This is a genomic window from Streptomyces sp. NPDC001868, assembly GCF_040297125.1.
In the GTDB taxonomy this organism is placed as follows: Bacteria; Actinomycetota; Actinomycetes; order Streptomycetales; family Streptomycetaceae; genus Streptomyces.
The window spans coordinates 48,517-70,769 of the sequence record NZ_JBEOYO010000031.1 but is presented as its reverse complement, the minus strand read 5'-3'; the positions used below and the strand labels follow the sequence as shown (position 1 = coordinate 70,769).

The 22,253-nt window shown below is 69.7% G+C and carries 22 protein-coding genes, 1 tRNA gene and 1 pseudogene; 12 read left to right on the top strand and 12 right to left on the bottom strand.

Annotated elements, in window-relative coordinates; translation table 11 throughout:
- Nucleotides 1–60 precede the first annotated feature (60 nt).
- The gene (locus ABT147_RS30115; RefSeq protein ID WP_351411866.1) at nt 61–1,035 is read left to right on the top strand and encodes a helix-turn-helix transcriptional regulator; all 975 of its coding nucleotides are present in this window, start codon (nt 61–63) and stop codon (nt 1,033–1,035) included.
- A gap of 602 nt (nt 1,036–1,637) precedes the next feature.
- Here the strand turns inward: ABT147_RS30115 and ABT147_RS30110 are convergent.
- On the bottom strand, nt 1,638–2,633 hold the full coding sequence (locus ABT147_RS30110) for a sigma-70 family RNA polymerase sigma factor (protein WP_351411864.1): 996 nt from the start codon (nt 2,631–2,633) through the stop codon (nt 1,638–1,640).
- 204 nt (nt 2,634–2,837) lie between these two features.
- Between ABT147_RS30110 and ABT147_RS30105 the strand changes: the two genes are divergently transcribed.
- A complete protein-coding gene (locus ABT147_RS30105) occupies nt 2,838–3,356 on the top strand; it encodes a GNAT family N-acetyltransferase (protein WP_351411862.1) in 519 nt (172 codons plus the stop codon).
- A gap of 39 nt (nt 3,357–3,395) precedes the next feature.
- Here the strand turns inward: ABT147_RS30105 and ABT147_RS30100 are convergent, their stop codons facing one another.
- Nucleotides 3,396–3,740, bottom strand: coding sequence for a DUF1330 domain-containing protein (locus ABT147_RS30100; protein ID WP_351411859.1), 345 nt, complete (start codon nt 3,738–3,740; stop codon nt 3,396–3,398).
- Nucleotides 3,741–3,914: 174 nt separating this feature from the next.
- Nucleotides 3,915–4,700 carry a dioxygenase family protein gene (locus tag ABT147_RS30095; protein WP_351411857.1) on the bottom strand — a complete coding sequence of 262 codons (786 nt, stop codon included), beginning with the start codon at nt 4,698–4,700 and terminating at the stop codon, nt 3,915–3,917.
- Between the two features lie 216 nt (nt 4,701–4,916).
- On the opposite strand from ABT147_RS30095, the gene ABT147_RS30090 reads away from it, so the two are divergent.
- On the top strand, nt 4,917–5,423 hold the full coding sequence (locus ABT147_RS30090; protein ID WP_351411855.1) for a MarR family winged helix-turn-helix transcriptional regulator: 507 nt from the start codon (nt 4,917–4,919) through the stop codon (nt 5,421–5,423).
- A gap of 180 nt (nt 5,424–5,603) precedes the next feature.
- Here ABT147_RS30090 and ABT147_RS30085 read toward each other — a convergent pair whose 3' ends face one another.
- Both ABT147_RS30085 and ABT147_RS30080 read right to left on the bottom strand, forming a co-directional pair.
- Complete coding sequence (locus ABT147_RS30085) at nt 5,604–7,142, bottom strand: MFS transporter (RefSeq protein ID WP_351411853.1); 1,539 nt, start codon at nt 7,140–7,142, stop codon at nt 5,604–5,606.
- Nucleotides 7,143–7,331: 189 nt separating this feature from the next.
- Nucleotides 7,332–7,985 carry a TetR/AcrR family transcriptional regulator gene (locus ABT147_RS30080; protein WP_351411850.1) on the bottom strand — a complete coding sequence of 218 codons (654 nt, stop codon included), beginning with the start codon at nt 7,983–7,985 and terminating at the stop codon, nt 7,332–7,334.
- A gap of 273 nt (nt 7,986–8,258) precedes the next feature.
- On the opposite strand from ABT147_RS30080, the gene ABT147_RS30075 reads away from it, so the two are divergent.
- From ABT147_RS30075 to ABT147_RS30065, 3 genes are all read left to right on the top strand, one after another.
- Nucleotides 8,259–9,560 (top strand): M6 family metalloprotease domain-containing protein, encoded by a 1,302-nt coding sequence (locus tag ABT147_RS30075; RefSeq protein WP_351411848.1) that lies wholly within the window; start codon nt 8,259–8,261, stop codon nt 9,558–9,560.
- Nucleotides 9,561–10,033: 473 nt separating this feature from the next.
- Nucleotides 10,034–11,701 (top strand): IclR family transcriptional regulator domain-containing protein, encoded by a 1,668-nt coding sequence (locus tag ABT147_RS30070; protein ID WP_351411845.1) that lies wholly within the window; start codon nt 10,034–10,036, stop codon nt 11,699–11,701.
- A 197-nt stretch (nt 11,702–11,898) separates the two neighbouring features.
- A complete protein-coding gene (locus ABT147_RS30065) occupies nt 11,899–12,639 on the top strand; it encodes a TetR/AcrR family transcriptional regulator (protein ID WP_351411843.1) in 741 nt (246 codons plus the stop codon).
- A gap of 78 nt (nt 12,640–12,717) precedes the next feature.
- Here the strand turns inward: ABT147_RS30065 and ABT147_RS30060 are convergent, their stop codons facing one another.
- The 3 genes from ABT147_RS30060 to ABT147_RS30050 form a co-directional block, all read right to left on the bottom strand.
- Nucleotides 12,718–13,557, bottom strand: coding sequence for an ABC transporter permease (locus tag ABT147_RS30060; protein WP_351411840.1), 840 nt, complete (start codon nt 13,555–13,557; stop codon nt 12,718–12,720).
- A gap of 2 nt (nt 13,558–13,559) precedes the next feature.
- Complete coding sequence (locus tag ABT147_RS30055; protein ID WP_502983184.1) at nt 13,560–14,294, bottom strand: ABC transporter permease; 735 nt, start codon at nt 14,292–14,294, stop codon at nt 13,560–13,562.
- A 129-nt stretch (nt 14,295–14,423) separates the two neighbouring features.
- Nucleotides 14,424–15,551: an ABC transporter ATP-binding protein gene (locus tag ABT147_RS30050; protein ID WP_351411836.1), complete on the bottom strand. Its 1,128-nt coding sequence runs from the start codon at nt 15,549–15,551 to the stop codon at nt 14,424–14,426.
- A 791-nt stretch (nt 15,552–16,342) separates the two neighbouring features.
- Between ABT147_RS30050 and ABT147_RS30045 the strand changes: the two genes are divergently transcribed.
- Nucleotides 16,343–16,415: transfer RNA gene (locus ABT147_RS30045), tRNA-Arg, on the top strand.
- Nucleotides 16,416–16,521: 106 nt separating this feature from the next.
- On the opposite strand, the pseudogene ABT147_RS30040 reads toward ABT147_RS30045, so the two are convergent.
- The 3 genes and pseudogenes from ABT147_RS30040 to ABT147_RS30030 form a co-directional block, all read right to left on the bottom strand.
- Nucleotides 16,522–16,923: pseudogene (locus ABT147_RS30040) on the bottom strand (tyrosine-type recombinase/integrase); the annotation flags it as partial.
- Nucleotides 16,826–18,115: an FtsK/SpoIIIE domain-containing protein gene (locus tag ABT147_RS30035; RefSeq protein WP_351411834.1), complete on the bottom strand. Its 1,290-nt coding sequence runs from the start codon at nt 18,113–18,115 to the stop codon at nt 16,826–16,828. The pseudogene ABT147_RS30040 and the gene ABT147_RS30035, both read right to left, overlap by 98 nt.
- Complete coding sequence (locus ABT147_RS30030; RefSeq protein ID WP_351411832.1) at nt 18,115–18,471, bottom strand: SCO3933 family regulatory protein; 357 nt, start codon at nt 18,469–18,471, stop codon at nt 18,115–18,117. Before ABT147_RS30030 ends, ABT147_RS30035 begins: the two co-directional genes overlap by 1 nt.
- A 178-nt stretch (nt 18,472–18,649) precedes the next feature.
- On the opposite strand from ABT147_RS30030, the gene ABT147_RS30025 reads away from it, so the two are divergent.
- Entirely contained in the window at nt 18,650–18,991 is a 342-nt protein-coding gene (locus ABT147_RS30025) for a hypothetical protein (RefSeq protein ID WP_328544683.1), read from the top strand.
- 25 nt (nt 18,992–19,016) lie between these two features.
- Here ABT147_RS30025 and ABT147_RS30020 read toward each other — a convergent pair whose 3' ends face one another.
- On the bottom strand, nt 19,017–19,805 hold the full coding sequence (locus ABT147_RS30020) for a GntR family transcriptional regulator (RefSeq protein WP_351411830.1): 789 nt from the start codon (nt 19,803–19,805) through the stop codon (nt 19,017–19,019).
- Between the two features lie 107 nt (nt 19,806–19,912).
- Here ABT147_RS30020 and ABT147_RS30015 point away from each other — a divergent pair, with 107 nt between their 5' ends.
- The 4 genes from ABT147_RS30015 (at nt 19,913) to ABT147_RS30000 (ending at nt 21,839) form a co-directional block, all read left to right on the top strand.
- Nucleotides 19,913–20,320: an NUDIX hydrolase gene (locus tag ABT147_RS30015; RefSeq protein ID WP_351411945.1), complete on the top strand. Its 408-nt coding sequence runs from the start codon at nt 19,913–19,915 to the stop codon at nt 20,318–20,320.
- Between the two features lie 46 nt (nt 20,321–20,366).
- Nucleotides 20,367–20,795, top strand: a complete 429-nt coding sequence (locus ABT147_RS30010; RefSeq protein WP_328544682.1) for an ATP-binding protein — start codon at nt 20,367–20,369, stop codon at nt 20,793–20,795.
- Nucleotides 20,789–21,196, top strand: coding sequence for a hypothetical protein (locus ABT147_RS30005; protein WP_328544681.1), 408 nt, complete (start codon nt 20,789–20,791; stop codon nt 21,194–21,196). The genes ABT147_RS30010 and ABT147_RS30005 overlap by 7 nt, the downstream gene beginning before the upstream one ends.
- A 223-nt stretch (nt 21,197–21,419) precedes the next feature.
- Nucleotides 21,420–21,839 (top strand): hypothetical protein, encoded by a 420-nt coding sequence (locus ABT147_RS30000; protein ID WP_328544680.1) that lies wholly within the window; start codon nt 21,420–21,422, stop codon nt 21,837–21,839.
- Nucleotides 21,840–22,253 lie beyond the last annotated feature (414 nt).

Genomic DNA, 22,253 nt, shown 5'->3' with positions numbered 1-22,253 from the left:
TCTCCGGCATGCTCGGGTCATGACGACAACAGGGAAACCGTCGGCCGGAGAGGGGCTCTCATGACCACCGACACCCCCGGCCGACTCCTCCAACTCCTCTCCCTCCTCCAGACACCCCGTGAGTGGCCCGGCGGTGAACTCTCCGACCGGCTGGGGGTGTCGCGTCGTACGGTCCGGCGGGACATCGACCGGCTGCGGGAGTTGGGGTATCCGGTGCAGGCGACGAAGGGCGCGGAGGGCGGGTACCGGCTCGTGGCGGGGAAGGCGATGCCGCCGCTCGTGCTGGACGACGAGGAGGCCGTGGCGATCGCGGTGGGGCTGCGGGCCGGGGCCGGGCACGCGGTGGAGGGGGTGGACGAGGCGTCCGTACGGGCACTCGCCAAGCTCGAACAGGTGTTGCCGTCGCGGCTGCGCCACCGAGTCTCCACGCTGCAGGCCGCCACCACTCCCCTGACCAGCGGCGACGGGGCGACCGTCGCGCCCGAGACGCTGACCGTGATGGCGTCGGCGGTGGCGGGGCAGGAGCGGCTGCGCTTCGCCTACCGTTCCGGCGACGGCACGGAGTCGCGGCGCCACTGCGAGCCGTACCGGCTCGTCTCGACCGGCCGCCGCTGGTATCTCGTGGCGTACGACCTCGACCGTGCCGACTGGCGCACCTTCCGGGTCGACCGGGTCGAGGAACCCTTCGCCACGGGCGCCCGGTTCACGCCGCGCGAGCTGCCGACGGGGAGCGCGGAGGAGTATCTGAGGCAGTCGATGTACGGGCGGCAGGAGACGTACGCGTTCGATGTCACCTTCGCCGCGCCCGCCGAGTTCATCGCGGCCCGGCTCCCCCGCTGGTTCGGTACGCCCGAGCCGATCGACGAGCACCGTTGCCGGCTACGGGCCTCCGTCGGGGACTCCGTGGAGTGGCTGGCCGTACGGCTCGCCACGGTCGACTGCGACTTCACGGTGCACGAGCCGCCGGAATTGGTCGGGTATGTACGGGAGTTGGGCTCGCGGCTGGCCCGGGCGGCGGGCGGCGCGGAGGAATGAGGAGCGGGTGAGGAGCGGGTGAGGAGCGGGCAACCCCGCCTCTGACGTGCGGGTATGGGAGTCGGAACGCCTCCGGCGGGGTGGGCCTCTGTGACACAATCTGCCGTTCGGGTCGCCCCGGGGTTCAGGTCCGGGGCGGCCCTTCGCGCACATGGAGCCGGGCTCCGGCGCCGGGGGGGGTGGCGCCGAAGCCCGGCTCGGGGAGAGTCCCGGCGCTGGGGGGAGAGCGTCGGGACTCGGCTTCGGATGGCTTTGGTGGTTCCTTCGACTCCCTCGGACTCGGGGTCCCGGGCCTGGCGGCTCCGGGCCGGTGAAGTCGTGGGCCCGGAAGTCTTGTGCCCCGGGAACGGGGAGTTGAAGCGGCGCAGTACGGCCAAGGTGTGGCCGACGGATGACGGTACGGCCGGGCCGGGCCCCGCGCCGGCCCCAGGGGCGGCCGGTAGGGGCCCTGGTCCATACCGGGCCGTGGTCATCGTGAACGTCCCCGTCATCGTGAACGTCCCGTCACCGTGAACGTCCCCGTCATCGCGAACGTCCCGTCATCGCGGACGTCTTGGTCGTCCTACTTCGCCCTCGTCGTCCTCGACGGTGCTGAGGCCGGGTCAGGCGACCGCGTCGAAGCCCGTGTCGCGGGCGAGCTTCTTCAGTTCGAGCAGGGCGTGCTTCTCGATCTGGCGGATCCGCTCGCGGGTGAGCCCGTGTTCCTTGCCGACCTCGGTGAGGGTGCGCTCGCGGCCGTCCTCGATGCCGTACCGCATCTTGATGATGGACGCGGTGCGCTGGTCGAGGCGCCCGATGAGGTCGTCCAGCTCCTCGCTGCGCAGCAGCGTGAGCACGGACTGCTCGGGCGAGACGGCGGAGGTGTCCTCCAGCAGGTCGCCGAACTGGGTGTCGCCGTCGTCGTCCACCGACATGTTCAGCGAGACCGGGTCGCGGGCCCAGTCGAGGACGTCGACGACGCGGTCCGCGTTGGAACCGAGCTCGGCGGCGATCTCCTGGGGCTCGGGGTCGCGCCCGTGCTCACGGTTGAACTCGCGCTGGACGCGGCGGATCCGGCCGAGCTCCTCGACGAGGTGGACGGGTAGCCGGATGGTGCGCGACTGGTCCGCTATCGAACGGGTGATGGCCTGACGGATCCACCAGGTGGCGTACGTCGAGAACTTGAAGCCCTTGCGGTAGTCGAACTTCTCGACCGCGCGGACCAGGCCGGCGTTGCCCTCCTGGATGAGGTCCAGCAGGGGCAGACCACTGCGGGGGTAGCGCCGGGCGACGGCCACGACGAGCCGCAGGTTCGACCGTATGAAGATGTCCTTGGCCCGCTCGCTGTCGGCGACGAGGGCTTCGAGCTCTTCACGGGTGGCGTCCGCCTTGGCCTCCTCCTCGCCGTCGAGGATCTGCTGCGCGAACACACCCGCCTCGATGATCTGGGACAGCTCGACTTCCTTGGCGGCGTCGAGCAGCGGCGTACGCGCGATCTCGTCGAGGTACATGCCGACCAGGTCGCGGTCGGCGATCTCGCCGCCAGAGGCGCGAACGCTGCGAGCCGCGTCGGTCCGGCCGGCGGACGAACGACGAGCGGCGACGGCACGGGTTGCCATGCGTGCTCCCTTGCGATGGTGGGCTGGCAGGGTCGTATCGGGTCCTACGTGGGTCTTGCGTGGGTCTTGAGGTGGCCGCTCGGACACTCTCCCGAGTGCCCTGCTTCCGATGGAAACAACGACTGGAATCAGGACAGAATTCCCAACCCGTCCCACTATTTTTCTGATCTTGCAGTACCCTGTGCCGCCACAGGGGGTGGCGGGATGTCGGCGGAGTCCGCAGAGGTGCAGGTCAGACCGGGAGTCGAGACCGACCTCGGCGCCCTCACCGACCTCTACAACCACTACGTCCGTGAGACGCCCCTCACATTCGATACCGCTGTCCTCACTCCGGAAGAGCGCCGTCCGTGGCTCCTCTCCCACCCTGAAGACGGCCCGCACCGCTTGATGGTTGCCGTCGGCACCGGCTCACAGCGGATTCTTGGATACGCCACGAGCAGCGCGTTTCGCGGAAAACCGGCGTACGACACCTCGGTGGAGGTGTCGGTGTACCTCGCCCCGGACGCGGGCGGCCGGGGCGTGGGCACGCTGCTGTACGAGGCCTTGTTCGAGGCCCTCGCCGACGAGGACGTCCATCGCGCCTACGCCGGGATCGCCCAGCCGAACGAGGCGTCGACGCGGCTGCATGAGCGGTTCGGGTTCCGTCACGTCGGTACGTATCGGGAGGTCGGGCGGAAGTTCGGGCGGTACTGGGATGTGGCCTGGTACGAGAAGGAATTGTGAGGGTCTGGCCGACCTCCGCCCACCGGTCGCCTCGCCCGGTCAGTCCGCCAGGGTCTCCCGCATGGCCTCGGCGGTGGCCCGGGGGTCGTACCCCTCGGGTACCCCTTCGACGAGGATGATGTCGCCCTCGATGTGGCGTGTCCGCAGCGGGGCGATCTCCTGGTAGGCGGGTGAGTCCCACCAGCTGCGCGCCTCGGCGATCCCGGGGAAGCCGATCACCACGACGGCTCCGGGCCAGCTGCCCTCCTTCACCTCGTGCGGGGTGACATGGACGAGGAAGCGGCCGCCGTACGGCTCGAAGGTGGCGGGGATGCGCTCGATGTACTCGGCGATCTCGGGGTGCGGGGCGGCGTCCTTCAGGTGGGCTATGGCGTAGGCGGTCATGGGGCGTCCTTCCGGTGGGCCGACCGAGAGTCGGGCTGTCCCTACGCCGACGAGCCTGTCAGCAACGCGGGCCCGGGTCGATGACCTCTCAGGTAAACGCCCCGGGCCCGCACAGACACTCGTATCCGCACAGACACTCGTATCCGCACAGGCACCGGCGGCGGCACCGGAGGGTCAGCCGAACTGCACGGACCGCTTCGCCAGGCCCATCCAGAAGCCGTCGATCACCGACTTCTGTGCGTCCAGTTCGCCGGCGGCCTCGGCCGCGCCCATCGTGACGAAGAGGGGGGCGAAGTGCTCGGTGCGGGGGTGGGCCAGCTGCCCGGCCGGGGACTTGTGGAGGAAGTCGAGCAGGGCGTCCCAGTCGCGGGATTCGAGGGCGCGGTGGCCCCAGTCGTCGAACTCGGTGGACCAGGTGGGGACGCCGGGCTGGCGGAGGGCGGCGAGGTTGTGGGTGAAGAAGCCGGAGCCGATGATCAGCACGCCCTCGTCGCGGAGGGGGGCGAGCTTGCGGCCGATCTCCATCAGCTTCAGCGGGTCGAGCGTCGGCATGGAGATCTGCAGGACCGGGATGTCGGCCTCCGGGAACATCTCGACGAGGGGCACGTACGCGCCGTGGTCGAGGCCCCGGTCCGGGATGTCCTGGACGGGGATGCCGGGGGCCTGGAGCAGCTTGCGGACCGAGGCCGCCAGCTCGGGGGCGCCCGGGGCCCCGTACTGGACCCGGTAGTAGTGCTCGGGGAAGCCCCAGAAGTCGTAGACCAGGGGTACGGGGGCGACGGCGCCGAGGGCGAGGGGGGCCTCCTCCCAGTGGGCGGAGACCATGAGGACCGCCTTGGGGCGGGGCAGGGTCGCGGACCAGGCGGCGAGCTCGCCGGGCCAGATCGGGTCGTCGGCGAGCGGCGGGGCCCCGTGGCTCAGATACAGGGCGGGCATGCGTTCGGTGGTGGCGGCGGACATAGGGGTGACTCCCTCAACACACGCGACCCACACGACCCACGCGCCTCGGCGGGCCCGGCGGTCGCTTTCGTCTCCTTGGCCGCGCCTGGAGCGGTAGTGGGCTTCAGGCGCTTGAGACTCCCTCTAACTCCCCAGTAGTTGAAGTCTCAATATTTGTTGTTTCACCTTACATCTCTATAGTTCAAACTTCAAGAAGGAGCCTCGTACAGTGGACTCATGAAGACCGCATCCGCTGAGGAAGAACCCCGCTGGCTCACCGACGAGGAGCAGCGCACCTGGCTCGCCTATGTGCACGCCACGACCCTGCTCGAGGACCATCTCGACCGCCAGTTGCAGCGCGACGCGGGCATGCCGCACCTCTACTACCACCTGCTCGTGGTGCTGTCCTCGGCGCCGCAGCGGCGGCTGCGGATGACCGAGCTGGCGATGCGGACGAAGATCACGCGCTCGCGGCTGTCGCACGCCGTGGCCCGGCTGGAGAAGAACGGGTGGGTGCGGCGCGAGGACTGTCCGTCGGACAAGCGGGGGCAGTTCACCGTGCTGACGGACGCGGGGTTCGAGATGCTCTCGAAGAGCGCGCCGGGGCATGTGGCGGCGGTGCGGCAGGCGTTGTTCGACCGGTTGTCGGCGGAACAGCGGGTTGCCCTCGGCGAGATCATGGGGGTTGTCGCGGAGGGGCTGCAGCCTTCGGAGGCGGGGGCCGACCTGCCGTGGCTTCGGTAGGGGGCTCTCCGGCGTTTCGGCGTTCCAGCGTTCCGGCGTGGCGACGTGCGGGTGCGGGTGGGGATGCGGGTGCGGGTGCGGGTGCGGGTGCGTGGGAGCTTGTCGCGCAGTTCCACGCGCCCCTGAAAAGCAGGGGTGGGGCAGGAGCTTCGCCCCTGCCCCACCCCTCCTTCACCATTCTCAGTGGGCGATCACCGGGACCTTGACCTCGTTCGTCGCGTCCTCGCCCTCGCCCGTGGTCGCCGTCATGTCGGGCTTGCCCGTCGTGACGAGGGTGAAGGCGATGGCGGCGGAGGCCACGAGGATGGCGACGGCGAACCAGATGGCGTTGGTGTAGCCGTTGACCATGCCCTGGAGTTCGACCAGCTGGGCGGCCGGCTTCGAGGTGGCCGAGCCGATGTTGTCCTTGATGTAGGACGTGGTCGCGGAGGCGGCGATCGTGTTCAGGAGGGCCGTACCGATGGCACCGCCGACCTGCTGGGAGGTGTTGACCATGGCGGAGGCCACGCCCGCGTCACGCGGTTCGACACCGTGCGTCGCGAGGGACATCGCCGGCATGAACGCCGTACCCATACCGAGGCCGAGCAGCAGCTGCGCCGGCAGGAGCAGACCGGCGAACGAGGAGTCGATCTCCATCTGGGTCAGCAGCAGCATGCCGAGGCCGGCGACCAGGAAGCCGGGGGCCATCAGCAGGCGCGGCGCGACCCGGGTCATCAGACGGGTGCCGATCTGGGTCGAGCCGATGATCATGCCCGTGATCATGGGCAGGAAGGCGAAACCGGTCTTGACCGGCGAGTACCCCTTCACGATCTGCAGGTAGTAGGTCAGGAAGAGGAACAGGCCGAACATCGCGATGATCGCGAGGCCCAGGGAGAGGTAGACACCGCCGCGGTTGCGCTCGGTGATCACGCGCAGCGGCAGCAGCGGGGCCTTGACCTTGGACTCGACGAACACGAAGGCCGCGAGCAGCAACGCCGAGGCGACGAACAAGGTGATCGTCATCGAGTCGCCCCAGCCGTCGGACTCGGCCCGCGTGAAGCCGTAGACCAGGGAGACCAGGCCCAGGGTGGACAGGACCACGCCGGGGATGTCGAGCGGGGAGCGGTTGCGGCCGCCCGCCGGCTCACGGATGACGAAGTACGCGCCGGCCGCGGCGATCACCGCGAACGGGATGTTGACGAAGAACGTCCAGCGCCAGTCCAGGTACTCGGTGAGGAAGCCGCCGAGGATCAGGCCCACGGCGCCGCCGCCACCGGCGATCGCACCGTAGATACCGAAGGCCTTGGCGCGCTCCTTGGCGTCCGTGAACATCACGGCGAGCAGGGAGAGCGCGGCGGGCGCGAGCAGCGCGCCGAAGGCGCCCTGGAGCGCGCGGGCGCCCAGCATCATCGCCTCACCGGTGGCCGCGCCGCCCAGTGCGGAGGCGCCGGCGAAGCCGATCAGACCGGTGACGAAGGTGCGCTTGCGGCCCCACAGGTCGGAGATACGGCCGCCGAAGAGGAGCAGACCGCCGAAGGCCAGCGCGTACGCGGTGATGACCCACTGGCGGTTGCCGTCCGATATCCCCAGGTCCTGCTGGGCGGACGGGAGGGCGATGTTCACGATGGTCGCGTCGAGCACGACCATCAGCTGGGCGAGGGCGATGAAGACGAGCGCTTTCCAGCGGTTGGAGTGCGAGTCGTCCACCGATTCCGGGACGCTGCGGACTGTTTCAGACATGGGGATACCCACTTCGGGACTTCGTGACGGAAAGATCGGTATCGGGTGGCGAACGGAAAAGGGCGTCGTGAGACAGCGGCTTGTCGTCGTCGACAGCCGGAAGGCCGGTGGGCCTGGTCGGACCAGGCCGAGTCAGGTCAGATCAGATCGAGTCGAGTCGGTCAGGTCGAGTCGGTCAGGACGGGGCGGTCAGGACGGGCAGGGCCTCCGTAGGTCCTCCACGGTCACAGGGGCACCGGGCAGTTCGGAGGGGGCCGGGGCGCGCAGCCCGTCCAGGAACAGTTGCAGGTGGCGGTGGAGGAACCGGTCGGCGCCCGCGCACTGGGTGCCGGCCGGAGGCCTGCTGAGCTGGCTGACGGCGATCATCAGGTCGCCCACGCCCACATCGGCACGGAGCTGCCCGGCGTCCCGGGCGCGCTTCATGATTCCCTCGACCTGCCCCTCCAGGCGCTCGCGCGCCGCCTCCAGGTCGGGGTGATGCTTGTCGAACGTGCTCTGGATCATCGGGCAGAGGGCGCTGACCCGTTCGTCGGCCGAGGTGTGCACGAAGCGCGAGAGCGCCTCGAACGCGTCACCGGTCTCGGTGAGCGCGGCCTCGGCCGCGAGGGCCGTACGGTCCATGACCGAGCAGACGACCTCGCGGACGAGGGCGTCGCGGTCCGGGAAGTTGCGGTACAGCGTGGCGTTGCCCACGCCGGCCCGGCGGGCGACCTCGTCGAGCGGCACCTCGGGGCCGAACTCCACGAACATCTCCCGGGCGGCGGAGACGATCCGCTGCCGGTTGCGCAGGGCGTCGGCCCGAGGGCGGGTCACCTTACGACGTTCGGCGGTGGCGGTCTCCACGGCGTACTCCTTCTTCCCTGATCCAGTGGTGTGGGGGGCGCCCGGTGACGATCCGGGGATGGAGTCCCCGTTTCGCTCGGACACATGGCTAAACGGGGAAACGATCCCCGGTTATTTCCCGCACCGAAGACTTCTTTCTGTGACCTGGGTCACAGAGTGATGGGTGCCCACGTTCGGCCCTTCCAGCGCGCGCCCGCGCACCCCTCGACCCAGGGTGATCGGGAGGGCGCAGCCTCGTCACCGGACGGCTGCCGTGGAACGAAGGGCGCGTGCATGCAGCAGCCGTTCCGCAGAAGCGGGATATCCGCGCGCCGGATACGTCCGCGCCGTGTCGTCGCGCTCGCCTCCGTCACCGCTCTCACGCTCGCGGTCAGCACCTCCGCGGGCACCGGGCAGCTGATGGCGAAGGAGTCGACGACAGCCGCGGGGGCCACGGCCCTGGTCCGCGGTTCGGCGCTAGGCCCCTGCATGATCCGTGGCCCGCTCGGCACCCAGATGTCCGAGGGCATCCCGACCCCGCCCGGTTACGCCCGCTCCACCGGCACGGTCCGCGCCCTCAACCTGATGATCGACTTCTCCGACGCTCCCGGCGCGGGCAGCGCGATGGACCGCTTCGCGGAGTTCGCCCCGCAGACCCAGAAGTGGTTCAGGACCAGCAGTTACGGGCGTATCGACTACCGCCCCGAGGCCCCGCTCACCGAGTGGCTGCGGATGCCGAGGTCCTTCCGCTCGTACGGCATAGAGCGCGGCGCCCCCTTCGAACCCGGCTACCGCCGGCTGGTCCAGGACATGGTGCGGGCCGCCGATCCGCTCGTGGACTTCCGGGCGTACGACCTCATCAACGTCCTCGTCACCCCGAACGCGGGCCCCTCCGCCCTCGACACCGTCCTGTCGGTGACCTTCGCCGGGAACCGTGAGGCGCCGGTCGCGGACGGGGTGCCGGTCGCCAACGCGTCGTTCGTCTACAGCCGGCAGGACGACGGCTCCGGGTCGTACGCGGAGACCGGGTACCGGGTGCTGCCCCATGAGAACGGCCATGTCTTCGGGCTGCCCGACCTCTACACCCATGAGGGCGGGGGCGCGGTCGGGCACTGGGACATCATGAGCGAGGACTGGGGCGTCGACAACGATCTGCTGGGCTGGCACAAGTGGAAGCTCGGGTGGCTGGACGAGACGCAGGTCGGGTGTGTGGCGGGGGGCGCTACCGCCGAGTACACGCTGACTCCGCTCGCCACGGCCGGGGGCGCGAAGCTGGTGGTCGTGCCGCTCAGTTCCCGTACGGCGTATGTGGCCGAGGTGCGTACGCGGGCGGGGAACGACGCGGCGGTGTGTCGGCCGGGGGTGCTCGTCTACCGGGTCGACGCGACCGTCGACACCGGGAACGGGCCCATCAAGGTCCACGACTCGCGCCGTGACAGCGGGGGGTGCACCCGTAGCCCCAACGTCCACGCGGAACTCTCCGACGCGCCGTTCGTCCCCGGCGAGACCTTCGAGGACACGCGGACGGGCGTGGAGATCGCCGTGGCGGAGGTGGATGACGGGGGAAGCCATCGGGTGGTGGTGAGCCGACGGTGACGGTGGGGGGAGGACGGGTGGGGTGGGGTCGGGTGCCTGGGGTGGGTGGAGGACGAGGGTGGGGTGTCTGGGGTGCGTCGGTCGGGTGCGGGCCCGGTGGGGCTTCTCGCGCAGTTCCCCGCGCCCCTAAAAGACCAGGCCCCTGCGGGGGCCTGGAAGACTTGGCCGCTGCGGGCCTTGGAAGGCGACAGGGCTGTGGGGCTGAAGGCGACGGGCCGGTGGGCCTGGAAGGCGACGGGCCGGTGGCGGCTGGAAGGCGACGAGGCGGTGGCGGCTGGAAGGCGACGAGGCGGTGGCGGCTGGAAGGCGACGGATCTGCGGGTCTGAAAAGCGCGGGGCGCAGCCCCTGCTTTTCAGGGGCGCGGGGAACTGCGCGAGAAGCCCCACGCACCCGCACCCGCCCACGAACCCGCACCCCCGAGCCAATAGGCGCCCGGCACAGCGGCGCAGCCCAACCGCATTACCGTGACCCCATGGTCCCGAACGCCCCGCACCCGACCCCCGCGCCCGCCGAAGCCGTCGCACCCCTGATGCGGGGCATCACCGTACTGCGCCGGCTCACCGAGGCGGACGGGACGCTGAGTCCGAGCGCACTGGAGAGGGCCACCGGCCTCGCCCGCTCCACGGTCGACCGGATCACCGCGACCCTGGCCCGCATGGGCTACGTACGGCTGGACGGCCGCGACGCCGTCCTCGCCCCCCGCCTGATGGAGCTCGGCAACGCCTACCTCGCCGCCCTCCGCCTCCCCCGCCTCCTCGACGCCCACGCGGACGCCCTCGCCGACGAACTGGACGAGTCCGTGTCGCTCGCGGTCGGCGACCGGGACGGCGTCCGCTTCATCCACCAGGCCACCCGGCGCCGCGCGATGTCCCTCAGCTTCCGCATCGGCGACCTACTCCCCGCCGAACGCACCGCGCCCGGCCCGCTGTTCGCCACCGAGTGGGAGCCGGCGGACTGGGCCCGGTGGCGGGCCCGCCGCGCGGCCGACCCGGAGGGCCACGGCTTCCCGGCCGTGCCTCCGCGCGGCGGCGCGTACGACGACTTCGAGGACCGTACGGCCCGGGCGGGCGCCCAAGGGTGGGCGCTGGACGACCAGTTGATCGAACCGGGGCTGGTGGCGGTCTCCGTACCCGTACGGGACCCGCGTACCGGGCGGGTCGCGTGCGTGGCGAGCGTCGTCAGCCATACGAGCCGGCACACGGCGGAGTCACTGCGCGCGACGCTGCTGCCCCGGCTGCGGGCGGCCGTGGCGGAGATGGAGCGGGAGCTGCGGAAACCCTCGGTGACCGGCGCGAAGGTGTGGGACGGCACCCCCGCCCCCGCAGGTCTCGCCGCCTGGACCGGCGCCTCCAAGCAGGAGCTGGGCCGGGAGTTCATCGAGTCGCTCGCCCGGGGGCTCACCGTGATCACCTCGTTCGGCGAGGGCCGGGCCGAGCTGACCCTCACCGAGGTCGCCCAGGCCACCGGGCTCGCCCGGGCGACCGCCCGGCGCGCGCTGATCACCCTCGAACACCTCGGATACGTCGAGTCGTACGACCGTGTCTTCCGCCTCACACCCCGGGTACTGGGCCTCGGCTTCCCACCCCTGTCGATGCTGCCCCTCCCCCGGATCGCCGCGCCGCACCTGGCCGAACTCTCCGCGCGGGTCCACGACTCGGCGTCCCTCGCGATCCTCACCGGCGGCGGGGACGAGGTGCAGTACACGGCACGGGTCGCCACCAGCCGCATCATGAGCGTCAACATCACCCTCGGCACACGGCTGCCTGCGTACGCGACGTCCCTGGGACGGGTGATGCTCGCCGACCTCCTCCCCGATGCCCCGCTCCCGGAGCGTCCCGCCCGGCTCACCCCGCACACGGTCACCGACCGGCGGGACCTGCTGGCCGTCCTGGAGCGCGTACGGGACGCCGGATACGCCCTCGTCGACGGGGAGTTGGAGGAGGGCCTGCGATCCATCGCCGTACCCGTGCGGGAGCGGGGCGGGCGGGTCGTCGCCGCAGTGAACGTCGCGATGCACAGCAGCCGGCGGTCGGTCGAGGAGTGCGTGGCGGAGGTGCTGCCGGAACTACGGGACGCGGTGGGGCGGATCGAGGGGGAGCTGGGGGTGGCGGGCATGTTCCGCCGCGTCCCGGAGGTCTGACCTCGCCCGGGTGCCGGGCCTCATCCGGGCGTCTGACCTCATCCGGGCGTCTGCGAACACCGTACGCTTGTCGCGTCGGCCGTACGCAGGAGTACGCAGGAGTACGCAGGAGAAGGAACAGGGTCGGCCGTACGCAGGCAGAGGATCGGCCGTACACAGACAGCGGAACAGAGCGAAACAGAGGAGAGGCGCGCGCCATGGCACCCGAGAAGCCGGTCAGGAAGCAGGAGGGGTTCCAGTCCGTGTGGACGCGGCCCAGGACCGGGCGGGAGCAGCCCGCGCTGAGCCGGGAGCACATCGTGGCGGAGGCGCTGCGACTGCTCGACGAGGAGGGCATCGACGCGCTCAGCATGCGCAAGCTCGGCGGCCGGCTGGGCGCCGGCGCGACCTCGCTCTACCGGCATGTCGCCAACAAGGACGAACTGCTGGAGCTGGCCGTCGACGAGGTCTACGGCGAGATCGAGGTCCCGGCCGCCCCCCACGCGGCGAACTGGCGTGCCGACACGGCGGGTTGCGCCCACAGTCTGCGCGCCACGATCCTGCGCCACCCCTGGCTGGCCTCCGTACTCGGCGAGATGGGCATGTCCTACCTCGGCCCGAACTGGATGCGGATCTCCGAGGCCCTGCTGAACCTGCTGACCACCGCCGGATTCCCGGCCGACGAGTCCGACCGGGCGCTCTCCACGATCGTCGCGTACGTCACCGGCATGGCCACCAGCGAAGCCGCCTGGCTCAACGTCCTCGCCCGCAGCGGCCAGGACGAGCAGACCATGGTCGAGCGCCTGTGGCCGGCCGCCGAGGAGGCCGCCCAGGACTTCCCGCTGCTGCGCGAGGGCTACGCCGAACAGCGCGGGGCGGATCCCCGGGCGGCCCGCGAGGAGGGGTTCCGGTACGGGCTCGACCGGGTGCTGGACGGGTTGGAGACACGGCTGAAATGAGGTGACGTCGACCGGGTCACCGACCGGGCCACCAACCGGGCCACCGACCAGGCCGGGCCTCCAACTCCCTTCAGGCGCCTAGCCGTTGACGCCGGTGTACTTGCTCAGACTCCAGTTCCACAGCAGCCGGGAGAGGACGAAGGCGGTGAGCCCGATAAAGGGTGAGGCCACCGCCAGCGCCTCCGGTACGCCCATCGTGGCCCCGTGGCCGGTCAGTACCCCGGCCGGGAAGTACGCGATGAAGGCGAGCGGTACGACGAAGGTGAACGCGGCGGACGCGGCCTTCGGGAGGATGCTGAGGGGGTAGCTGCCGAAGGTGCCCATCAGCTCCTCCAGCCACTGGCTCCAGTACGAGGTGGCCGGGAAGTGGAACGCGGCGGCGGCCAGGGCCGTGAAGAGCGCGGCCTCGACCAGCATGCCGCCGAGGACGCCCGCCACCACGTACGCGATCCGGCCCGCCGTCCAGTCGAGCGAACTGCGCTGCAGGGCGGCGACGAACAGCCCGGCCGCGACGACCAGATCGCCGAGGGCGTTGACCGGGAAGAAGGCCAGCTGGACCTGACGGTAGACCGGCATCGGGCGGATCAGACAGGGGTCGACGACTCCTTCCTGGACGAGGACGTTCATGTACTGGACCCGGCCGAGGAACAGCACGTACAGCCCGTGGGCGAGCATGCGCATGCTGGCGATGAGCAGCACGTCGGAGCTGGACCAGCCGCCGAGTCCGGGGAACCGGGTGAGCAGCACGGACGCGAAGACGACGATCGAGACCTGCCAGATCGCCCCGACGGAGACGTTCATCAGGAACTCGCCCCGGTACTCCAGCCGGGCCTTGAAGTTGAGCTTGGTGATCCGCCAGACGACGCGCCAGGCGTGCGCGGGCCCGTGGGGAGCGCGGCTGGGTGTGGTGGTCGTCATGGTCAGCCTCCCTGGGACACGACGCGGCGGCCGGCGAGCGCCCAGAGCCGGCGGGTGAGCAGCGCGAGCAGCACGATCCAGACGGCCTGGATCACCATCTGCCCGAAGGCGTCGTCGAGGCCGATCCGTCCGACGTAGATGGAGAGCGGTACGCCGAGCGTCGCCTGGAACGGCAGGAACGAGCTGAGCGTGATGAACCAGTCCGGGAAGTACCAGAGCGGGGCGTACACACCGGAGAGCAGGTTCTGCGCGAAGACGAGGATCAGCAGAGCCGCCTCGTTGCGCAGGGTCCAGAAGCACATCAGGTCGACCAGCATCATCACGTAGTACAGGACGAGTTGGCCGAGCAGCATGCTGACCGCGAAGACCCCGGCCACCGAGGGGGAGGCGGGCGGGGCGACGACCCCGACGGCGAGACACAGCACGTATCCGGCGAGCACCCAGCCGAAGCCGTACAGCTGGTCGCCGAGGGCGCGCAGCGCGTAGTAGCGCTGGGGCTTCATCGGCCGCAGGTACCAGTAGACGATCGTCCCGAAGCGCAGATGCTGGATCACCATGTCGCGGCCCGCGCTCCGGTCGAGGCCGCGGATGCGGTTCGCCAGGACGGCGAGTACGGCGTAGCCGACGGCCTGGGTCTCGTTCAGCCCGGCGCTGGAGTCGGTGTTCGCGTACAGCCCCCGCCAGAGGTAGACGACCAGACAGACCTGGACGAGGAGCCGTACGGCGGTCGCGGTCATCCGGGGCGGGGTGAGCAGCTCGCCCCGGGGGGTGATCCAGGAGACGCGGCGGGCACGGGAGAGGGCGGACAGGGGGGAGGGGGTGGATGGCGTGGGTGGGGTGGGCGGGGTGGCTGTGGCGGCCATGGCTCAGCCGCCCTGAGGGGTGGAGGGGGTGGAGGTGACGGGGGCGGCCGACGTGGCGGAGGTGGCAGAGGTGGCCGAGGTGGCGGTGGCCGGTTCCTGGGACGGGACGACGTCGCTGAGGTAGGCGGCGCGCATGACGTCCTCCAGGTCGTTCTCCTCCAGCGCGAGATCCGCGACGCGGAACCGCCCAATGATCACCTTGAGCGCCTCATGAACGGTGGGCGCGTCCTCCCCGACGGGCCCGAACACGACCCGAGGCCCTTCCCGCCGCAGCACACCGATGCCGGCGAAGCCGGGCAGGGGCACGGGGCCCGTGTCCCCGATCTGCTCCACGTCGGCCGGGTCGGCGAGGGTGGCGCGGACCTGCCAGGTGCCGCCGAAGCGACGCCGGATCTCCTGGAGCGAGCCGTCGAGGACGATCCGGCCGTGGTTGATCAGCACGACGCGCTCGGCGAGCCGCTCCACCTCGGTCATGTCGTGCGTGGTGAGCAGGACGGTACGGTCGCGCTCCTCGACCTGGTGCCGCAGGAACCGTCGTACCTGCTCCTTCACCACCACGTCCATGCCGATGGTGGGCTCGTCGAGGAAGACGACGGGCGGGTCGTGCAGCAGCGAGGCGGCGAGATCGCACCGCACGCGCTGCCCCAGCGACAGATGCCGGACCCGAGTGTCCCAGAACTCGGAGAGTTCGAGCAGCCCGTCGAACTCCTCGATCCTCGCGCGGAACTGGGCCTCAGGAACCCCATAAATATCCCGCAGAATCTCGAACGACTCCCGGGCGGGCAGATCCCACCACAACTGCGTCCGCTGCCCGAACACGGCCCCGATGTTGTGGGCGTTGCGCTCCCGGTCCCGGTGCGGGACGACCCCGGCGACGAGCGCCTCACCGGAGGTGGGCGTCAGGATCCCGGTGAGCATCTTGATGGTGGTGGACTTCCCGGCCCCGTTCGGACCGAGCAGTGCCAGCAACTCCCCTTTACCGACACTGAAGTCGACGTCCTGCACCGCGACCTTGTCCACGCGCAGCGGGCTAACGAGCGACTTGAGCGCCCCCGCGAGGCCGGGCCGCCGTACGGTCGTCTGGAACACCTTGGACAGCCCGCGCGCCTCGATCACCGCAGACAACGGCATCACATCCCCTCACACCACCGACTACTCGGCGACCGTTCGACATACCGAACACCGTCTGGAACAACGACGGCGGAATGCTAGGCCCGCACGCCGACGGAGAGAAACGAATTGTTGGCCGTCACCGACATCGAGACAGCGGGACAGCGGGACAGGGGGACAGCGGGACAGGGGCAGGGGACAGGGGGCAGGGGGCAGGGGAACAGCGGGACTGCGAGACGGGAGGTAGAGACCTGGAGGCTGCCGGCGGCGGGGGGACAGCGGGAGCCTCAAGAACCAACCTTCCAACCCTTCCCGCCCATCCCACCCTTCCCATGGTGTAGCGGGCTACACCATGGGTTCGGGAGGGCGGTCCCTCGTGGCGGCGGGCGGGCGACGGAATCGCAGTCGGGAGAGATCGCGAGAGATCCGCCCGTCCCCCAGCCCGAAGGAAAGTCCCGTGAAGCCGCTGCTCACCACCGTGAAGTCGGTCGCCGCCAACCTGCTGCTCTGGTCGTTCTTCGTCGGCGGCCTCGTCGCGAGCACCGCCTCCGGCACGGTCCTCGACGGCACGGAGAAGAACGTGGCTACATACGCCGGTATCGCCGTCTCCCTGGGCCTGGTCTCCCTGGGCGCGGCGCCGGCCTCATCACAAACCGCCGAAGGCCGCTCACCCCCGCGACCGGGGGCCGCCACCGGGCCTACGCCTCCCCATCGAGCAGCACCGATCCATACTCGGAAGAGCACCACCACACCACCCGCTACACTGCTGTCGACGGTGGCGCAGCCCTCCCGGGCCGCCCCACCACTGGACTGCCTTCGTAGCTCAGGGGATAGAGCACCGCTCTCCTAAAGCGGGTGTCGCAGGTTCGAATCCTGCCGGGGGCACAGGAAAAGGGCCAGCTCAGGAGGTTTTCCTCCCAGGCTGGCCCTTCGTCGTGTTCGGGGCCGTGCCACACGCGTGCCACTAGAGTCCACGCGGAATCCACATCGCCTAACTCGGAGCCTCTCCCCCGCCCTCGCGGATCATGGCCCCGAGCCGGTCGGCGATGGCCCGGTCACGGTCGCTGGTCATGTGCTGGTAGATCAGCGCGGCGCGTGAGCTGCTGTGGCCCATGCGGGTCATCAGCTCACGGGTACTGGCCCCAGCGGTCGAGGCCAGGGTGTTGCCGGTGTGCCGAAGATCGTGGAAGTGCAGTTCGGACGTGACACCTGCCGCCTTCCGAGCCTTGACCCAGTCATCGCGGAAGTTGCTCCGTCGCAACTGCCCGCCCTGCGGCCCGACGAAGACGTGACCGTCACGGCCAGGAGCGGCGAACTGCTCCAGGTGACGCGTGACGTCGTCGAGCAGCTCGGCCGGGAAGGAGACGGTACGCACCCCGGCCGCCGCCGGAGGTGTCACCGGCCACGGCCAGGCCCGGCAGTTCGGGAGCGATGGCGCAGGCGGCGAGGACCGCTTCGGGGGCGATGTCGCCGAGGGCCATCTTCGCGGAGGCTTCGTCGTTGACGCGGTGGCAGACGCGGCCGGTGAGCTGGGCGCGGAGCATGGTGGCGCCTTTGCCCAGTTCGGCGCCGAAGCGCTGTCCGCAGACCTCCAGGTAGATCCCGGCGGCGCGGCCGAGCTGGGCAAGGCGGATGAGCTGGGTGACCATCTCGTCCCGGCGTTCCTCGTCCTTCTTCGTGGCGACGAGGAAGAGTTCGGCAACCTCGTCGACGAACAGCACGATCGGCACCGGGCGTTCACTGTCGGGCAGGCCCCAGATGTCGGAGGTGATCTCCTCGTCGGGTGTGCCGGGGGCGATGCCCTGCCGGGCCTTGATCAGGTCGTAGCGGTCCTCCATTTCCTTGACGAGCACGGGCAGCAGCTCGGCAGCTTCGTCGGAGTCGGTGGCGAGGGCGGAGAGCCGCGAGGCGAACGGCGCCAGCTCCACACCCCGCTTGCAGTCGATGCCAACCAGGGCAACGGGCTGCCGGGCGAGTCCGGTGATCAGGTGCCGCAGGTACATGGACTTGCCCGACAGCGTGGCGCCGAGGGTGAGTTGGTGCGGGATGGTGCGGTAGTCGCGTACGAACGGGGTGGCGTCTTCCCGCAGCGCAACTGGCACCTTGAGGAGTTCGGCGGTGGCCTTGCGCGGCATCCGCACGTTCCGCAGGACATCGAAGCCGACGAGCCGAAGTTCGACCACGCCCGGCTTGACGGTCGAGACGTACACGGCGTGAACGCCCCAGGCATGCCGCAGCCGCTCAGCCGAAGCGGCGACGTCGGCGGGTTCCTGCCCGGGAGCGAGCCGGAGGCGAAGCCGCAGCCCGGTCGAGGTGGGCCGGATGATGCCCCGACGCGGCGGCACGGGCCGGACCTCCCGTCGGGTGGTGGCCTTGACGGCGAGGACCCGCAGCCGGGATGGCGCCACGGTCAGGCCGCATGCCTCCATGACCGAGCCGTACGAGCCGAGAAGCCGGGCGGTGGATATCGGCAGGCCGACCGTGGGCCAGTACACGCGGGGGTGCTTGGCCCGGGTGTAGGCAGCCCCGCCGCCGAGCGCGGCGACAGGACCACCCACCTCCAGAAGAGTCACCAGATCGGACATCAGGCGGTGGCCCCCATGGCGGCCGGGAAGGCGGCCGGAGTCACGGCGGCGGCGCGGAAGGCGATGCCGTGACGCTGCTGCCCGTTGAACACGCTCTCCCACGGCCGGGCAACCAGCCCCGGCAACGAGACCGGCGCCCCCAGCGTCAGCCCTTCGGCCACACCACCCTCAGGAATGGTGACCTTGACCAGCGACGACTCCCCGTCCTCGATGTAGACGACGCCGAGCGTCATCAGCGCTTCCCCGCTCACGGCGTCCTTGGCGATCTCGCCCGTCTGCCGGTCCCGGACCTTGGGCTCAGGAGCCTCGGTCAGCAGAATCGTCGCGGCCGAGGTCTCAACACGAATGGTGCGCAAGGCAATTCACCCATCTACTCGTCTATACATGATGCGATCTGCGAACCCGATCTACGGGGCTCACGCGGACCACCCTGCCACACCACTTGCCCACTCGTCTATACGAGTATGCCTGTTGGGGTGTACGAGTTCGAGAAGCGCGCCCCCCACTGTCAGACCCATCCGCCAGAATCCGGCCATGCTGATAGCAACAAGCGCCAACGGCCACGTGGTGAAGCGTCCCTCGAAGCCAGCCATCGGGACGATGCTCGCCAACCTGCGACGCGGCAACGAGCACATGGTGCTTGAGCGCCAGGCGGAGGACCTCGAAGGGGACTGGTACATCCAGGTCCTGTTCCGCGACAACAACACCTACCAGCTGGAATACCGGGACGGTGTCCCTGCCGAGCACTACCAGACGCGCACCGTCTCGCAAGAGAAAGTGCGAGTGGCGCTCATCGGCTGGGTAACCGGCAAGCCGGACTGGCGCGATGGCTTCATGTGGAACAACATCGGCGACATGTTCACGCCGGAGGCCTAGCACCCCACCGACACCGGTCATGCGATCACGTCGCCGGGAGCTGGTACGCCAGGACGTACGCATCCGCAGCCATAACCGTGTCGCAGACCTCCACGGCCCGCCCTTCGGCGTCGAAGGCGGTACGGATCAGGTGGATCACCGGCACGCCGGAGGCCAGCCGGAGCGTCTTCACCTCGGCCGGCGAGGGCATCCGGGCGCGGACCTCCTCCTCGAAGTGGTCGAGGCGGTGGCCCAGCTCTTCGAGGCGGGCGTAGATCCCGCCGGGGCCGGGGTTGGGCTCGGCGATGGGAGTACCACGCGCGATGTCGAGCGGCAGATACGAGGTGGCGAACTCGACCGGCCGCCCGTCGAGCAGATACCGGCGCCGCCGGGCCAGCACCCGCCGCACGGACCCGAGCCGGGTCGAGACGTCCTGACTGGCCTTTTCTTCCTTGACCTCAAGGCTGTCGACCTGGGGGTGACTGCCGGCGGCGTTGGCTTCGACGATGAAGGCCGCCTTGCCCTGCTCGCGGTGGCGCCGGGCGAACCGGTCGGAGGCGAGTCGCCGCACGGGCGGCCGGGGCCGGACGAAGACGCCCTTGCCGTGCTCGGCATGCACGAGCCCTTCGCCCTGGAGGACGGAGAAGGAGTTGCGGACCGTCATCCGGGATACCCCGTAGTGGTCAACAAGCTCAGCCTCCGAGGGCAGTTTTTCACCCTCCTTGAACCGCCCCCGGTCGATGGCCTCGCGCAACTGGTCGGCGATCTGCCGAAAGACCGCACGATCACTCGTGGGATCGAGATCACCGAGGAAGCCGGAAGGGAGAGAGGGCACGTGTACTCCTTTAGATATCTAGACGAGTGGGCGATTGTTGTTGCTACGGTGGAGAGCCTAGCCAGCCGAGAGGGCCGAGGAACGTGAGCACTGACCGTCCGCACTCCGTGAGCGTCGCCGGAGTCATAGTCGACGACCAGGGCCGCGCCCTCTTGATCAAACGCCGTGACAACGGCAAGTGGGAACCCCCGGGCAGAGTCCTCGAACGCGAGGAAACCCTTCCCGAAGCCCTCCAGCGCGAAGTCCTCGAAGAGACCGGCATCAAGATCGCACTTCCCGCGACCCTGACCGGCGTCTACAAGAACATGACGGGCCTGATCGTCTCGCTGGTCTTCCGCTGCGAGGCGGCCGACGGCACACCGACCACCGGCGACGAGACCCGCGCACTGCGCTGGGCCACCCGTGAAGAAGTCACCGAGCTTGCCGACGAGGCATACGCGATCCGCGTCCTGGACGCATTGGACGCGGCATCCCCGCCGGCCATCCGCGCCCACGACGGCGTGAAACTCGTCTAGCCCGAACCCGCTGCACATGGCGGCCTACCAGCACGAAGGAACTTGTATGCACGAGTATACGAGCACCGCCCGGGTCTGGGGACTCACTTGCCCAGGATTTCCGGAAGAGGTGAGCCGGGCCCGCCGCTGGACCCGCGACATCCTGCACGGATCGCCCCTGGCCTACGACGCCGAGCTGATCGTGAGCGAGCTGAGCGCGAACGCGATCCTCCACACGGCCAGCGGCATGGAATCCGGCAGCTTCCACCTGGCCCTCGCGGTGACCCGGCAGGTGATCGCCCTGTCGGTGACGGACGGCGGAGGAACCGGCACGGCCCCCAAGGCCGAGCACCAGGACGCCGAGGCCGAACACGGCCGAGGCCTGGGCATGGTCACCGCACTCGCCCACCGAGTCGTCGTCCACGGCAGCAACAGCGGATACACGGTCACCGCGGAACTGTTCACCGGCACCCGACCGGGAGACCACCTGTGCTGAAGGACGAAGCCCGCCGGGGCTACTGGTGCGAGTGCTGGACCGAAGACCTCATCGACAAGGGCGGGTTGGAACTGCGGGCCTCGTTCGACGCCTACACGGCACCCCAGGCCGACAGATGGGTTGCCGTCGCGCTCCGCACCATCTCACCGGCATTCGACCCGGACGCATCCGCCCAGGCGTGGGAGTGGCTGTACGACGGCCGCATAGACACACGACGAGCCCTCCTACGCTCCGAACCCTGCACCGTGTCGGTCACCTTCGACTCGACCCGCATCACCTGGACGATCCGGCCAGTGATCTTCCTGCCCCTCGCACACCGACAGGGCACGGAACTTCCAGCCTGCGCATACGACTTCAAGCCTCACACGGGCCGCTCGAACCAGCCGCCGAGGTGCGGTTGAAACGCCTGCTCTAAACGATCTCCTTCCAGACGATCGCCGAGATTGTCTGGCGAGCTACCACCCGAACTCAGAGGGCCCGACGACTCGGGTCACATGGACGGTGCGACAGGTGCTCTTCCTGTCTTCCACACCGTCAAGGTCGCGAACTCCCCCTATGCGCATACGCCTTCAAAACGCTCACGCCCCGAGTTGTCGCTTAACCTCGTCCCCCTGGGGGTGGGAGATGGAGCAGGCCGTTTTCGAGTCGGTCAGGTACTCCGCGATGTGCCAGGACTGTGGTGCGGAGCTGGAGTGCTGCGGTGTCCAAGCGCTCGTTGACGGCCGCTTGCGGTGGGACGTCGAGTCAACGTGTCCTGCGTGCGGGTTCGCGGTGGCCGTGTGTGGCGGGGATCTGCCGAGTGAACAGCGCCAGCAGCTGCTCGCGGAGCATGGGCCAGCGACCCTTCAAGTGCTCGATGAGTCGGCAAACAGTGTCGTGATCATGAGGGTGCTCCGAGCCGAGCTGGGCATCGATCTGGTCGACGCCAAGGCTGTGCTGCGCCGTGTTCTGAGCGGTGGCCACTCAGGAACGCTTCCTGAGCTGGAACTACTCGCCCAGAAGCTGCGGGCGGCTGGCATCGCGGCCGCCGCTACGCGGTCCTAGAACAGCGGCCAGCGTGCCAAAGCCCGGAGGGGACGTCAGGCATCTCCCGGGCCCGGACAGACCCCGAGCGAGCGACTGCGTTACAACTTTCTCTACTGGTTCAAGGCCCGCGCACGGCGCGGGCGCGCCGCCTCTGCGGCGCGGCCTGCCTCCTGTCTGCGCCCCGGCTGGCCGCGCCCGGCGGCGCGCTGCGTGCATGCGGGCGAGAGGAGAAACCCTCTGTGGCTGGGGCGGTCCCGCAGGGCTGCAACAACATGCATGCGAGTACGCCCAGACCACATGCCGTGTCACTCACGTCTCATCGGCTAGGTCCATGCTCGGCGCGTCATCAAGCTTCAGGCCTCTCAATCGGGTGTCAATCGACGCTAGGTGTTGCATCTGAGGGGCTCTCAGGGCAACTCTTGACCTGAGGAG

Bases quoted from the DNA above. Each gene is read 5' to 3' on its own strand.
- ABT147_RS30115 (WP_351411866.1), top strand. From the start codon at position 61: ATGACCACCGACACCCCCGGCCGACTCCTCCAACTCCTCTCCCTCCTC.
- ABT147_RS30110 (WP_351411864.1), bottom strand. From the start codon at position 2,633: ATGGCAACCCGTGCCGTCGCCGCTCGTCGTTCGTCCGCCGGCCGGACC.
- ABT147_RS30105 (WP_351411862.1), top strand. From the start codon at position 2,838: ATGTCGGCGGAGTCCGCAGAGGTGCAGGTCAGACCGGGAGTCGAGACC.
- ABT147_RS30100 (WP_351411859.1), bottom strand. From the start codon at position 3,740: ATGACCGCCTACGCCATAGCCCACCTGAAGGACGCCGCCCCGCACCCC.
- ABT147_RS30095 (WP_351411857.1), bottom strand. From the start codon at position 4,700: ATGTCCGCCGCCACCACCGAACGCATGCCCGCCCTGTATCTGAGCCAC.
- ABT147_RS30090 (WP_351411855.1), top strand. From the start codon at position 4,917: ATGAAGACCGCATCCGCTGAGGAAGAACCCCGCTGGCTCACCGACGAG.
- ABT147_RS30085 (WP_351411853.1), bottom strand. From the start codon at position 7,142: ATGTCTGAAACAGTCCGCAGCGTCCCGGAATCGGTGGACGACTCGCAC.
- ABT147_RS30075 (WP_351411848.1), top strand. From the start codon at position 8,259: ATGCAGCAGCCGTTCCGCAGAAGCGGGATATCCGCGCGCCGGATACGT.
- ABT147_RS30070 (WP_351411845.1), top strand. From the start codon at position 10,034: ATGGTCCCGAACGCCCCGCACCCGACCCCCGCGCCCGCCGAAGCCGTC.
- ABT147_RS30065 (WP_351411843.1), top strand. From the start codon at position 11,899: ATGGCACCCGAGAAGCCGGTCAGGAAGCAGGAGGGGTTCCAGTCCGTG.
- ABT147_RS30060 (WP_351411840.1), bottom strand. From the start codon at position 13,557: ATGACGACCACCACACCCAGCCGCGCTCCCCACGGGCCCGCGCACGCC.
- ABT147_RS30055 (WP_502983184.1), bottom strand. From the start codon at position 14,294: ATGACCGCGACCGCCGTACGGCTCCTCGTCCAGGTCTGTCTGGTCGTC.
- ABT147_RS30050 (WP_351411836.1), bottom strand. From the start codon at position 15,551: ATGCCGTTGTCTGCGGTGATCGAGGCGCGCGGGCTGTCCAAGGTGTTC.
- ABT147_RS30035 (WP_351411834.1), bottom strand. From the start codon at position 18,115: ATGTCCGATCTGGTGACTCTTCTGGAGGTGGGTGGTCCTGTCGCCGCG.
- ABT147_RS30025 (WP_328544683.1), top strand. From the start codon at position 18,650: ATGCTGATAGCAACAAGCGCCAACGGCCACGTGGTGAAGCGTCCCTCG.
- ABT147_RS30010 (WP_328544682.1), top strand. From the start codon at position 20,367: ATGCACGAGTATACGAGCACCGCCCGGGTCTGGGGACTCACTTGCCCA.
- ABT147_RS30000 (WP_328544680.1), top strand. From the start codon at position 21,420: ATGGAGCAGGCCGTTTTCGAGTCGGTCAGGTACTCCGCGATGTGCCAG.